The 12,798-nt window shown below is 64.8% G+C and carries 12 protein-coding genes; 9 read left to right on the top strand and 3 right to left on the bottom strand.

The window, feature by feature from the left end; translation table 11 throughout:
- Positions 1-52 precede the first annotated feature (52 nt).
- Positions 53-1,075, top strand: a complete 1,023-nt coding sequence (locus LOY22_RS03065) for a bile acid:sodium symporter family protein (RefSeq protein ID WP_258596252.1) — start codon at positions 53-55, stop codon at positions 1,073-1,075.
- Here the strand turns inward: LOY22_RS03065 and LOY22_RS03060 are convergent.
- The gene (locus LOY22_RS03060; protein WP_093376436.1) at positions 1,062-2,339 is read right to left on the bottom strand and encodes an acetyl-CoA C-acetyltransferase; all 1,278 of its coding nucleotides are present in this window, start codon (positions 2,337-2,339) and stop codon (positions 1,062-1,064) included. The genes LOY22_RS03065 and LOY22_RS03060 overlap by 14 nt on opposite strands.
- Positions 2,340-2,455: 116 nt before the next feature.
- On the opposite strand from LOY22_RS03060, the gene LOY22_RS03055 reads away from it, so the two are divergent.
- The 7 genes from LOY22_RS03055 (at position 2,456) to LOY22_RS03025 (ending at position 9,058) form a co-directional block, all read left to right on the top strand.
- Positions 2,456-3,808, top strand: coding sequence for a 3-oxoacyl-ACP reductase (locus tag LOY22_RS03055; protein WP_093376441.1), 1,353 nt, complete (start codon positions 2,456-2,458; stop codon positions 3,806-3,808).
- Between the two features lie 2 nt (positions 3,809-3,810).
- Positions 3,811-4,665 (top strand): MaoC/PaaZ C-terminal domain-containing protein, encoded by an 855-nt coding sequence (locus LOY22_RS03050; RefSeq protein ID WP_258596248.1) that lies wholly within the window; start codon positions 3,811-3,813, stop codon positions 4,663-4,665.
- A 61-nt stretch (positions 4,666-4,726) separates the two neighbouring features.
- The gene (locus LOY22_RS03045; RefSeq protein WP_045197063.1) at positions 4,727-5,032 is read left to right on the top strand and encodes a MazG-like family protein; all 306 of its coding nucleotides are present in this window, start codon (positions 4,727-4,729) and stop codon (positions 5,030-5,032) included.
- Positions 5,029-5,778: a methyltransferase domain-containing protein gene (locus LOY22_RS03040; RefSeq protein WP_093376449.1), complete on the top strand. Its 750-nt coding sequence runs from the start codon at positions 5,029-5,031 to the stop codon at positions 5,776-5,778. Before LOY22_RS03045 ends, LOY22_RS03040 begins: the two co-directional genes overlap by 4 nt.
- A gap of 23 nt (positions 5,779-5,801) precedes the next feature.
- Complete coding sequence (locus LOY22_RS03035; protein WP_213602545.1) at positions 5,802-6,437, top strand: DUF4136 domain-containing protein; 636 nt, start codon at positions 5,802-5,804, stop codon at positions 6,435-6,437.
- A 19-nt stretch (positions 6,438-6,456) separates the two neighbouring features.
- Positions 6,457-7,017 carry a DUF4136 domain-containing protein gene (locus LOY22_RS03030; RefSeq protein ID WP_093376454.1) on the top strand — a complete coding sequence of 187 codons (561 nt, stop codon included), beginning with the start codon at positions 6,457-6,459 and terminating at the stop codon, positions 7,015-7,017.
- Between the two features lie 103 nt (positions 7,018-7,120).
- Positions 7,121-9,058, top strand: coding sequence for a pilus assembly protein TadG-related protein (locus LOY22_RS03025; protein ID WP_249744380.1), 1,938 nt, complete (start codon positions 7,121-7,123; stop codon positions 9,056-9,058).
- On the opposite strand, the gene LOY22_RS03020 is transcribed toward LOY22_RS03025, so the two are convergent.
- Together LOY22_RS03020 and LOY22_RS03015 are read right to left on the bottom strand one after the other, a co-directional pair.
- Positions 9,043-11,739 carry an ATP-binding protein gene (locus LOY22_RS03020; RefSeq protein WP_258596244.1) on the bottom strand — a complete coding sequence of 899 codons (2,697 nt, stop codon included), beginning with the start codon at positions 11,737-11,739 and terminating at the stop codon, positions 9,043-9,045. The two genes, LOY22_RS03025 and LOY22_RS03020, sit on opposite strands and share 16 nt — an antisense overlap.
- Positions 11,736-12,179, bottom strand: a complete 444-nt coding sequence (locus LOY22_RS03015) for a TadE/TadG family type IV pilus assembly protein (RefSeq protein WP_045197053.1) — start codon at positions 12,177-12,179, stop codon at positions 11,736-11,738. The genes LOY22_RS03020 and LOY22_RS03015 overlap by 4 nt, the downstream gene beginning before the upstream one ends.
- A gap of 75 nt (positions 12,180-12,254) precedes the next feature.
- On the opposite strand from LOY22_RS03015, the gene LOY22_RS03010 reads away from it, so the two are divergent.
- Positions 12,255-12,725, top strand: coding sequence for a prepilin peptidase (locus tag LOY22_RS03010; protein WP_093376466.1), 471 nt, complete (start codon positions 12,255-12,257; stop codon positions 12,723-12,725).
- Positions 12,726-12,798: the final 73 nt, after the last annotated feature.

Here is a 12,798-nt window from a genome sequence, read left to right as displayed (position 1 = left end):
CCGAGCGTAGCCTCTGGGCTCGATGAATACAAAATGATTCGCAGGCCCGCCTATGCAAGCGCTCAAACACCTCAAACGCGTAGTAACCGACTGGTTCCTCTGCGGCATGTTCCTCGCCACCTTCCTCGCCTGGCTGTTCCCGCAGTTCGGCCGTAGCGGCGGAGCGCTGCATGCCGAGGTGGTGATCAATATCGGCGTGTTCCTGGTGTTCTTCCTGCACGGCATCAACCTGTCCAGTGAACAGATCCGCCACGGCCTGAAGAACTGGCGCCTGCACCTGATGGTCCAGGGCTTTACCTTCCTGGTCTTCCCGCTGCTGTGGTGGCTGGGCAATAAAGTGCTCGGCAGCCAGTTGCCGGCGCTGCTGATGCTGGGTTTCTTCTATCTGTGTGCCCTGCCCTCAACCATTTCCTCGTCGGTAGCACTGACCGGCAGTGCCGGCGGCAACGTGCCGGCGGCGATCCTCAATGCCAGCCTGTCCAGCGTGCTGGGCATCTTCCTCACCCCCTGGCTGGTGAGCCTGGTGCTCGGCAGCGGCAGCGACGGCATTGATCTGGGCGCAACCCTGCTCGACCTGTGCGCACTCCTGTTGCTGCCGCTGCTGCTCGGCCAGTTGCTGCGGCCCTGGTTCGGGCGCTTTTTCGCCCGGCACAAGCGCTACACCAATGTCATGGACAAGCTGGTGATCCTGCTGCTGGTGTATGCGGCGTTCTGCAACTCGATGGTTTCGGGCATGTGGCAGCAGCAAGGCGCCTCGGTAATCGCCATGGCCCTGGTGGGCAGCGCCGTGCTGCTGGGGTTGATTCTGCTGCTGACCACCCGCACCGCGCGGGCCCTGAACTTCAGCCCGGCGGACGAGATTGCGGCGGTATTCTGTGCCAGCAAAAAATCCCTCGCTGCTGGCGCACCGATGGCCGCGCTGATTTTCGCCGGGCACCCGGGGCTGGGGCTGATCCTGTTGCCGATCATGATCTACCACCCGTTGCAGCTGATCGTCTGCTCGATCATGGCCGAGCACTACGCCAGTCGCCCGGCCCGGCAAGCCAGCCCGGCGGCGCTGGTCAACGCTCGATGATCGCCGTTACCCCCTGACCGCCGGCGGCGCAGATCGAGATCAGGCCACGGCCCTTGCCGGCATTGGCCAGCAGCTTGGCCATGTTGGCCAGAATGCGCCCGCCGGTGGCGGCGAAGGGATGCCCGGCAGCCAGCGAACTGCCCTTGACGTTGAGCTTGCTGCGGTCGATTGAGCCCAGTGCGGCATCCAGGCCCAGACGGGTCTTGCAGTACTCGGGGTCTTCCCAGGCCTTGAGGGTGCACAGCACCTGCGCGGCAAAGGCTTCGTGGATTTCGTAGTAGTCGAAATCCTGCAGGCTCAGGCCGTTGCGCGCCAGCAAGCGGGGCACGGCATAGGCCGGGGCCATCAGCAGCCCTTCATGGCCTTTGACGAAATCCACTGCGGCGGTTTCGCCATCGACCAGATAGGCCAGCACCGGCAAGCCGCGCTCGCGGGCCCAGTCTTCACTGCCCAGCAGCACCACCGAGGCGCCGTCGGTCAGCGGTGTGGCGTTGCCGGGTGTCAGCGTGCCCTTGTCACTGCGCTCGAACACCGGCTTGAGGCTGGCGAGTTTCTCCAGGGTCAGGTCCGGGCGCAGGTTGTTGTCGCGGGTCAGGCCCAGGAACGGGGTCAGCAGGTCGTCGTGCCAGCCTTCGGCAAACGACGCGGCCAGGTTGTGGTGGCTGCGCAGGGCCAGTTCGTCCTGATCCTGGCGGGGGATGTGCCAGGTCTGCGCCATCAGCTCGCAGTGCTGGCCCATGGACAGGCCGGTGCGCGCTTCGCCATTGCGCGGTAACTCGGGCTTCAGATGCCCGGGGCGCAGGTGCAAGAAGGCCTTGAGCTTGTCGGCGGTGCTGCGCGCGCGGTTGGCTTGCAGCAGTATCTGGCGCAGCCCTTCATTGACCGCAATCGGTGCATCGGAGGTGGTGTCGACGCCACCGGCAATGGCGCTGTCAATCTGCCCCAGGGCAATCTTGTTGGCCACCAGCAGCGCCGTTTCCAGCCCCGTGCCACAGGCCAGTTGCACGTCGTAGGCCGGTGTCTGCGGCGATAGCCGCGAGCCGAGCACGCTTTCGCGGCTGATGTTCATGTCACGCGAATGCTTGAGCACCGCGCCGCCCACCACCTCGCCCAAACGCAGGCCATGCAGGCTGTAGCGCTCGATCAGCCCTTCGAGGGCAGCGGTGAACATTGCCTGGTTGCTGGCCTTGGCATAAGGGCCGTTGGAGCGGGAGAACGGAATTCGATTGCCGCCAATGATCGCGACCCGGCGCAATGAGCGCATACGTAACATCCTCTTTTACGAAACGGTCCGCTACAGCGTAGGTGTTTTTTGCCCAGTCGAACGACCAATGGCCAATCATGGTCCACACTTTGAAGCTATTTCAGGGAGAACCGCACATGAGCGACCGCTATATCGACTTCGCCAACTCCGACCTTGGCCGCCGTCTGGTAGGTGCCGTCGGCCTGCCCAGCCCGGCGCGCCTGGAACGTTGGCAAGCCGGCCGCCTGCGGCCGATCGAGGGCGCCCTGCTGCTCGGTGGCGGGTCGCTGGCAAAGACCGTCGAAACCTTCGCCAAGCGCCTGACCGATGAGTTGTACAGCTTTGCCAGTCCCGACCTTGAGGCCAGCGAATGGGTGGCAGGCTTGGGGCCCAAGCTCAAGGCGGTGGTGTTCGATGCCAGCGAACTGGACGATATCGACCAGCTCAAGCAATTGCGCGAATTTTTCCAGCCGCTGCTGCGCAGCCTGGCGCCCAGCGCCCATATCGTCATTCTCGGCCGCGCCCCGGAACAACTCGATGACCCGCTGGCGCAGGTTGCCCAGCGTGCCCTCGAAGGCTTCAGCCGCTCGCTGGCCAAGGAACTGCGCGCCGGCGGCACCCTGCAACTGTTGTATGTGAACGAAGCGGCCGAAGATCAACTCGAAGGCGCCCTGCGATTCTTTCTTTCGCCCAAAAGCGCGTTCATCTCTGGCCAGGTCCTGCGCCTGGAGGCCTGCGGCACAGCGGTCCAGGACTGGAGCCGGCCGCTGGCCGGGCGCAAGGCGCTGATCACCGGCGCCGCCCGTGGCATCGGTGCGGCGATTGCCGAAACCCTGGCCCGCGATGGCGCCGAAGTGATCCTGCTCGATGTACCGCCGGCCAAGGCCGACCTCGAGGCCCTGGCCGCGCGCCTGGGCGGGCGCAGCCTGGCCCTGGACATCTGCGCGACGGACGCCCCGGCACAATTGCTTGAAGGACTGCCCGACGGCATCGACATCGTCGTGCACAACGCCGGCATTACCCGCGACAAGACCCTGGCCAACATGACCCCGGAATTCTGGGACTCAGTGCTGGCGGTCAACCTCAAGGCCCCGCAACTGCTGACCCAGGCGCTGTTCGACAGCGGCGCCCTGCACGACAACGCACGTATCGTGCTGCTCGCTTCAATCAGCGGCATCGCCGGCAACCGTGGCCAGGCCAATTACGCCGCCAGCAAAGCCGGGCTGATCGGCCTGGCCCAGGCCTGGGCACCGAAGCTGGCCGAGCGCGGCGCCAGCATCAACGCCGTGGCCCCCGGGTTTATCGAAACACGCATGACCGCGGCAATTCCCTTCGCCCTGCGCGAAGCGGGGCGACGCATGAGTTCGCTGGGCCAGGGCGGCCTGCCCGAGGATGTCGCCGAAGCGGTGGCGTGGCTGGCGCAACCGGGCAGCGGCGCGGTCAATGGCCAGGTGCTGCGGGTTTGCGGCCAAGCCGTGATGGGGGCCTGAACATGAGCCGCACATGGATCGAGTTGGGCAGCACGGCGGCGCTTTCCGGGCTGTACCTGCGCGCCGCGCGCAAGCGCAAGATCAGCGGCGACCGCCTGCCCGGCACTGGCTTGCGCTGCCACTTGAGCGTCGACCCGCAGCAGCTTGAGGCTTACCGCAAACTCTGCCATTTCAGCGACGACGGGCGCCTGCCGCCGACCTTCCCGCATGTCATGGCCTTCGCCCTGCAGGTGCAGTTGCTGAGCGCAAAGGACTTTCCCTTGCCGCTGCTGGGGCTGGTGCACCTGCACAACAGCATTCGTGTGCTGCGCCCGCTGGGCGGCATCAGTCGCCTGCGTTTCAGCGTGCATGTAGAGAACCTGCAGCCCCATGAAAAAGGCGCCACCTGCGACCTGATCACCGAAGCCGAAGACGGCCTCGGCCTGATCTGGTCCGAAACCAGCCGCATGCTCTGCCGAGGGCTGAAACTGAGCGGCGACGCGCCTGCGGTAGACGAGCCCGAAACCCTGCCCTTGAGCGAACTGACCCGCTGGTACGCCGACAGCGATATCGGCCGGCGTTACGCCAGGGTCTGCGGCGACTACAACCCGATCCATCTCAGTGCCGCCAGCGCCAGGCTGTTCGGCTTTCCTACCGCCATTGCCCATGGCATGTGGAGCAAGGCCATGGCCCTGGCCGCCTTGCGCGGGCACCTGCCGGTCAGTGGCTATGAGATAGGGGTGGGCTTCGTTAAACCGGTGCGCCTGCCCAGCGAGGTGATCCTCAATGCCAGCCCGGCCGCGGCCGAGGGCCAGTTGCAGCTCGACGGCCATGGCGAGCTGGTGCACATGCGCGGCGCCTGGCAGCCACTGAGCTGACAGCATCCTCTTGCGTTGCGACGGCGCCCGCCTGAAGCTATGCCGCTTGAGGAGAGCCCCGATGAATTTGCAAGAACTGACCGAACGCCTGCACCGCATCCGCGACAACAACGACTGGCGCGGCTTTCACAGCCCGAAGAACCTGGCCATGGCCGCCAGCGTCGAGATGGCCGAGCTGGTGGAAATATTCCAGTGGCTGACTGAAGACCAGTCGCGCCAGTTACCGCCCGAGCAGCTGGAACACGCCGGCCAGGAAGTCGGCGATATCGTCCTCTACCTGTTGCTGCTGTGCAGCGAGCTGGGCCTGGACATGGAGCAGGTGGTCAGAAGCAAACTGGCCGACAGCGAAAGGCGTTTTGCCAAATGAACGACCGTCACTTCGATGAGCTGGCGACCCGTTTTGCCGAAAAAATCTATGGCGGTGCCAAAGGCGCGATCCGCCTGGCAGTACTCCAGGCGGACCTCGCCGAAGCGCTCCCTGATCGCCCGCTGCGGGTACTGGATATCGGCGCGGGCCTGGGTCATATGTCGCTATGGCTGGCCCAGCGCGGGCACCAGGTGACTCTGGCCGAACCCGCCGCGCCGATGCTCGACGGCGCCCGAGAGCGCTTTGCCGAAGCCGGCCAGCAAGCCACCTTCATCCAGGCACCGTGGCAGGACCTGCTCGGCCAGTTGACCGAGCCCTATGACCTGGTGCTGTGCCACGCGGTACTGGAATGGCTGGCCGAACCTGAGGCCATCCTGCCGGTGCTGCATCAATTGACCCGCACCGATGGCCTGCTGTCGTTGGCGTTCTACAACCGCGACGCGCTGGTGTACCGCAACCTGCTCAAGGGCCATTTCCGCAAGTTGCGCAGCAACGAGCTGGCCGGTGAAAAGCAGAGCCTGACCCCGCAAAAACCACTTGATCCACGCACGCTCAAGGCGCAACTTGAAGGCTTGTGGCAGGTCGAAAGTGAAAGTGGCGTGCGGGTTTTCCACGACTACATGCCCCGCGATTTCCAGGCCAAGGCCGAGCTGCTCGACCTGCTGGAAATGGAGCTGGCGCATCGTCGTCACCCGGCCTTCGCCGGCCTGGGCCGCTACCTGCACTGGATCTGCCGACCGCGCTGAAGCGCACCCGCCGGGAGGGTGACATGCCGTACCGTTTGACCCTGGGCCTGCTGTGCCTGGCCTTGGCCGCCTGCCAGGGCAGCAACCCGTATGTGGCCAGCTCCCGCCCGTTGCCCCCGGCCCCCGCACAGGCCGCCACGACCTTCGATGCCAGCGCCTACCCGGCCGCGCCGCGCGACTACGCCCGCTACCACAGCTGGGCCTGGCTCAACGGCCAGTTGCCGGCGGGCAGCACCTATGCAGAGCCTGCACAGCTGGCCGATGCGGTCAGCAACGCCCTCGACCAGCGCGGCCTGCGCCCGGCGCGCAATGGCCAGGCAGGCGACCTGCTGGTGAGCGCCGACCTGCGCCTGGAACGGCGCCTGCGCCAGGTGCGCGAAGACTACTACCCCTACGACAACTACCCCTATGGTGGTTACGGCGGCTACGGCAGTTTTGGCCGCTATCACAATGGCTACGGGGCCTACGCCAGCGTGCCGCTGGTGCGCACATACGAGGTCGAAGTGATGGTGGTGCACGTCGAGCTGTATGACGCCCGCGACGGCCAGCCAGTCTGGAGCGCCAGCGCCGAGACCGCCAGCCAGGACTCCCAGGGCAAGCGCGCGGACGCGGTGCGCGAATCGGTGCAAAAGGCCCTGGCCAGCTATCCTCCCAGTTAAAGGTAATCGGAGAACCATCATGTTGCGCCGTCTCGCTTTACTCTCGCTCGCGCTGCTGCTCGGCGCCTGCCAGAGCAACAATGTCACCCAGGATTTCGACGCCAGCCGCGACTTCGCCGCTTACCGCAGCTGGGCCTGGCAGGAGCCGGGGCTGCAATACCGCCCGGATGACCCGCGGATCAAGAGCGACCTCACCGAACAACGCATCCGCCAGGCGGTGGCCGGCCAGCTTGACCAGCGTGGCCTGCGCCCGGCCCAGGGCAACAGCCGCCCGGACCTCAAGGTGCAGTCCTACCTGATCGTCGAGAACCGCCAGCAACAAGTCACGACCAATTATGGCGGCGCCTGGGGTGGCTACTGGGGCGGCTACTGGGGTGGGCCGATGTACAACGAAACCCGCAGCGTCGACTACAAGGTGGCAACCATCCAGGTCGACCTGTTCGACGCCCGCGACGGCAAGCTGGTGTGGCGCGGCAGTGCCGAGCAGATCATGAACAACTACCCGCCAAGCCCGCAAGAGCGCAACTCGGCAATCCAGAACACCGTCGCCAAGCTGATGGGCAACTACCCACCACGCTGAACCCCACCCGCCAGTCGCCATGCAGGCGACTGGCCATTATCTTGTCTACACTCCTTTGCACTGCTGCTGCCCCGCGCGGCCTTGGGCCGGCAAAGGAGTGCTCGTGTCTACTCGCTTTCCAGCACGGCAACGTGGCGCCATCGGCTTGATCGCCGCCCTGACCCTGGGCATGGCCTTATTGTTCGGGCTGTTGGTGGTCGACAGCGGGCGGCTCTACCTGGAGCAGCGCAAGTTGCAGCGGGTGGTCGATATGGCGGCATTGGAGGCAGCCGGGCAAAGCGCCGTGTGCAGCGGCCCCGGGCCCCAGGCCGCTGCCCTGGCCCAAACCAGCGCCAGCCGCAATGGTTTTACCCTGGCCGAAGGGCGAACCCTGGCCACCGCTTGCGGCACCCTGCAGACCGGCGTCGACAGCCTGCGCCGTTTTACCGTCAACCCCGCACGCAACGATGCGATCAGGGTTATCGCCCAGAACAGCGTGCCCACCAGCATCGCCGCCGGGGTGCAGGCGCTGGTTCGCGGCAATACCCTGCCTACCACCACCAACCTCACGGCCCAGGCCGTGGCGGCGACGCCGAAGCCACCCTTGGCCGTATTGCGCATCCGTACAACCCTGGCCGACATCGACTCACGCAAGTCGGCATTGCTCAATGCCCTGCTCGATCCGTTGGGTGGGCGGGTGCAACTGGATGCCCTGGGCTGGCAAGGCCTGGCCAACACGGATATCAACCTGCTCAAGTACCTGGACCAACTGGCAATTAACGTCAGTGTACAAGCCGGCAACTACGACGAGCTGCTGGGTAAGCAGCTGTCGGCCACGCAACTGATCCAGGCGGCAATCGACGTATTCAAACAAGGCAGCAACACCGCCATCGACGTCGCCACCAACCTGGGCAAGCTCACCGTCGCCACCGATGACAACCGCGTGCTCAAGCTCAACGAAATCCTCGATATCCAGGCCGGCACCGCCAAGGCCGGGCTGGACACCAGCCTGCAATTGCTGCAACTGGTGCAAGGGGTGATCCTGCTGGCCGACAAGTACAATGCCGCTTCGGTCGAGTTGCCCTTCAATGCCCTGGGGCTGGTCAGCGGCAAGGTGCAGATCAAGGTCATCGAGCCGCCGCGAATTTCCGCCATCGGCAATCCGCAGACCGACGACATCAGCGTGCAGACTGCACAGATCCGCACCCTGGTGTCGCTGAATACGCCGGTAGTCGATACCCTCGGCGGTATCGTCACGGAGGTGCTGAAGCTGGCCGCACCGCTGACCAATATCCTTAACAACCTGCTGCACCTGAACCTGCTGGGCACCGTACAGTCCCTGACCTGCGCACTCGGCGTGCCGTGCAAGGTCAGTGACATCGAAGCCCTGAGCAAAGCTGCGCGCATTGATATCAGCATCGACACGGTCAAGGCGACCAGCCGTGTCAGCGCCTACCGCTGCAGCCCCGACAAGCAATTGACTGCGTCAACCGACAGCGCGGCAGCCACGGTCACCATCGGCAAGATCGACAACCCGGCGACCTTCTTCAGCACCGGTAGCGGCACGGTCACCCCGATCCCGCTGATCGATATCGGTACCAACATCTGCACCAGTGTGCTCGGGCTGTTTCCCAAATGCGCAACCCGGGTGCCCTGGGTAGGCGGGGGCGTGGGCATCAAGCCGGATCCGCTGCAGGTACTGTCACGCCACGAGAACCTGCTGTTCAGTGGCGCCAACCTGCCGGAGATCGGCAAGCCTGCGCCTTACCTGAGCATGCAACCGATCAACGTGGTGCAAAGCCTGAGCACCACCATCGATACCCTTCCTTTGCAGGTCTACAAACCACAGAACGGTGATGTGCTGGGCGAGATCCTCAGTGTTGCCAGCAGCGTGCTGACCGGGGTGACGAATATCCTCAAACCGATGATCAAGAACCTGCTCAGCCCGCTGGTCGATCCCCTGCTCAACGCCTTGCTCAAGGTTCTCGGCATCGACCTGAACACGGTCGAGGTCAGTGCCAACCTGACCTGCTCCAGCTCCCGCGCTCAACTGGTGCTGTAGACCGGCAACTCGATACAGAACCGCGCCCCCAGCTCGGCGTTCTCGACACTCAGGCTGCCGCCCATGGTGTCGATGATGCCGTAGCTCACCGACAGCCCCAGGCCAGTGCCAACGCCCACCGGCTTGGTGGTGAAGAACGGCTCGAAGATGCGTTCGAGCAAACGCGGCTCGATGCCGCCGCCGTTGTCCTCGACCAGCAACCGCACCTGCCGGGCATCCTGCTCCAGCCTCACGGCAATCCACGGCTGCAGCTCGCGGTGCTGCTCGCGGCGGGCCAACAGGGCATCGCGGGCGTTGACCAGCAGGTTGATCAGCACCTGTTCCAGCTGATCCTGATGACCACTGACCTGCACCTGCTGCCCAGGTGCCTGCACATGCAATTCCACGCCCTTGCCGCGCAAGCCGTCGGCCAGCAACGACAGGGCGCCCTCCACCGCCTGCCAGGGCACGAACGGTTGCTGCTCAAGCTCCGAACGCCGACCGAACACGCGCATGTGGTCGACTACTTTGGAGGCGCGCAGCACCTGGGCATCGATACGTTTTAGTTTGTCTTGCAGGTAGTCGACCTCGGCGTTGCCGTTTTCCAGACGCTTGAGCGCGTTGACCACGGCCATGCGCATGACGTTGAGCGGCTGGTTGATCTCATGGGCAAGGCCGGTGGCCATTTCGCCGAGGGTGGCCATTTTCGCGCTTTGCAGCAGTTGCTGCTGGGTGCGCCGCACTTGCGTGTTGTCGCGGCCCACCGCCTGGATTTCTTGCAACTGGCCGTGCTCGTCGAATAACCCGCGATCAGACCACAACCACCAGGCATGCTCGCGCCCTGGCAGTTGCAGGCAGATCTCGGCGCTGCTCACCGGCTGCTCCGGGGTCAAGCCCGCCAGGCGTTCGACAAAGGCCTGGCGCTGGATCGCGGACAGCCACTGGCCGAGGTTCACGCCGGCCAGTTGCGCAGGCGGGCATTCCAGGTAATCAGCCAAAGGCTGATTGCCGAACACCAGGCTCAGGTCCGGCCGGTAGCGGCAGATCATCGCCGGTGAATCCTCGACCAACACCCGGTAGCGCTCCTCGCTCTGGCGCATTTTTTCCGTAGCCTCGGTGGCCTCGCTGACGTCCAGCCAGATGCCCACCACCTCCACCGGCAAACCGAGGTCATCGCGCAGCAGGCGCGCTTCATCCAGTACCCAGTGATAACCGCCATGCTGATCACGCAGGCGATAGCGGCTGCGGCTCTGGCCGTGCTGCAAGAGCATGCGCGTGCGCTCCAGCCACAGCAGCTGATCATCGGCGTGCAGCCACTGCCCCGGTTGCAGGGGCTCGCCGGCCAGCGGCTGCCAGCCGAGCATCGGCGTCAGGCTGGCGCTGCAGAACTCGGTGAGCAATGCGCCCTCGGCGTAGCGCTGGATGTAGATCACCGCTGGCGAGCTGGCGATCAGGTTTTCCAGGCGCGCCTGGGCAGCGCTGGCCTGCAGCTGTTGCGCCTTGATGTCGCTGATGTCGAGCATAAAACCCTGCACCCGGCGATTGCCGCCGCTGCCGTGCACCTGGCCGCACAAGCGATACCAGCGCGGCTGCGCCTGGGTGCTGTGATCAAGCAGGCGCAGGCTCAGTTGCAAGGCGCAGCCCTGGCGCTGCAGCTCGGCAAACGCCAGCTGGACCGCCTCGCGGTCTGCCGGGTGCACGCGGCTCAGCCATTGGTTAAGGGTAAGCGCCGCCGGAACGCCCAGGCTCTGGGCCAGTGCCGGGTCCAGATGCAACTGCGGCTCGTCCAGACGCCATTGCCACCAGCCGGCCCCCAACTGCAGCTGCAGGCTGTCCAGGCGCTCGCTCTGCTGGTGCAACTGGTGCGCAGCCAGGCGAGCGAGCAGCGGTTCGACAAAGGCGGCGGCGACCAGCAGGGCATCCTCGGCCTGCAGCACCTCTTGCGGCTCGATGCAGATCAGCCAGGCCTGGTTGACCTGGCCCTGGGCAAACGCCAACAGGTAAGTCGCCAGCCCTGGAAACAGGGCCTGTAGCGCGGGCTCACTGGCACTGCTTAGCATGCTCGCCGGCAACTGCCGATCGAGCAACGGCGCAAGCTGTTCGTCACGCAGCCAGTGCAGCGCATCGCCACTGCAGGCGTAGATCTGCCAGCCCTGCTCGGTTTGCACCAGCACTCCCGCGCCACGGGCCCGCCAGTGGCGTACCAGCCAGTTGAGCTGTTCTTCGGCCACCGCTTGCAGGCGTTCGATGCTGCAGGCGCGCAAGGCGCAGGCCAGGTGCGCAGTCAGGTGTTGCTGGCGCTCGGCAGCCAGGGCTTGCTGGCGGTGCAGCAACAGGTCGCCGATATCGAATAGTTGCAACAACCAGCCATCGCCCTGGGCTTGCAACCAGCCGCGGGTGTGCAAGGTGTGGCCACCGGCCGCCTTGAAGTCCAGTTCCAGAAGCTGCCCCTGCCAGTCTGCCGGCTCGCCTTCGAGCACCAGCAGGCTGTAGGGCTGCACGTAGTCGTGCAGACGTACCCCGGCCTGGGTCGGCAGCGCCAGCGCCGCGCGCAGCGGGCCGGCCTGGCGCAACACCCTGGCCGCGCCATCGAGCCACAGTTGCAGGCCCACCGCCGGCACCTCGGGGGCTTGCGCCACGGGCTCTTCGACCGGCGCCGCGCGCCCGCGCCAGCGCTCGAACAGGCTTTGCCCGCCACTCACAGCTGCAGGCTCGCTTCGGCCTTGAGGCTGTCGGGCAGGCGCGGCACCTCACCGATGCCCGGCAGTTTCAGTACCGGCAATACCGCCGTCAGTTTGCTCTTGGCGTAGTTGATCTTCACCGTCAGCAGCTTGCCCGGGGTAAGGACAACCTTGGCATCGCTGCTGAACTGGAAAGCCAACGGCGCTGGCATCCACGCCAGTTGCTCGCCGAGCACGCGCTTGGCCAGCGCCTCGACATCAGCGCCGTAAGTGGCGCTGGCAGGATCCAGCGCCACACAGCGGCGTACCGCTTCACTGCTGGCCTGGTTGAACGATTGCAGCATCAGCATCGGCAGGCCGTAGCTGACCACCCCGTAGAAGACCGCGAAGAAGATCACGAATACCGCGACAAACTCGAGGGCTGCCGCGCCTTTTTGCCGCTTGCACAGGCTTGCTTGCATGATCGCGTCTACCCTGACAGTGACACCTGAAAGACAGCATAGAATCATTCACCACAAAGGGATGGCCTTTCGCCAATGCAAAGCATTGTTCTGCTGCTGTGGCTTGCCTTGTGCTCTGAACAAGATCTGCGCGAACGCCAGATCGCCAATACCCTGACCCTCGGCGCCGCCGCCTGCGCCCTGGGCTACCTGTTCGTTACCGGACACACCTGGATTGGCGCCGAGGCCAGTGAAGGCGGCCTGGCGCTGGCCATCGTCATGCTGCTGACCCTGCCCGGCTACATGCTTGGCCGCCTCGGCGCCGGCGATGTGAAATTGCTCGGTGCCCTGGCCCTGGCCACTGATCGCATGCACCTGTTGGGGACATTTATCGGTGCCGGGGTCGCAGTTGTCGCCTGGCTGCTCAGCCGCCGTTGGCTGTGGTCCCTTTTAAGTCAGAAGGTTAAGAACCGTCTGAAGCAATTGAGCGAAGAATCGTCAAAAAAACAGCCGTTCGCGCCATTCCTGCTAGTCGGTTTTCTACTGGCTGCGGTCTGGATCAATTAGCCGAATACCGCACGCAAAAGGATGTACAAACCTTGTACATAGTCAAAAAGTGCGACTACTTTCTAGTGTGTGC

This window comes from Pseudomonas sp. B21-035, assembly GCF_024748945.1.
In the GTDB taxonomy this organism is placed as follows: Bacteria; Pseudomonadota; Gammaproteobacteria; order Pseudomonadales; family Pseudomonadaceae; genus Aquipseudomonas.
This window is presented reverse-complemented; position numbering and strand designations above follow the sequence as displayed.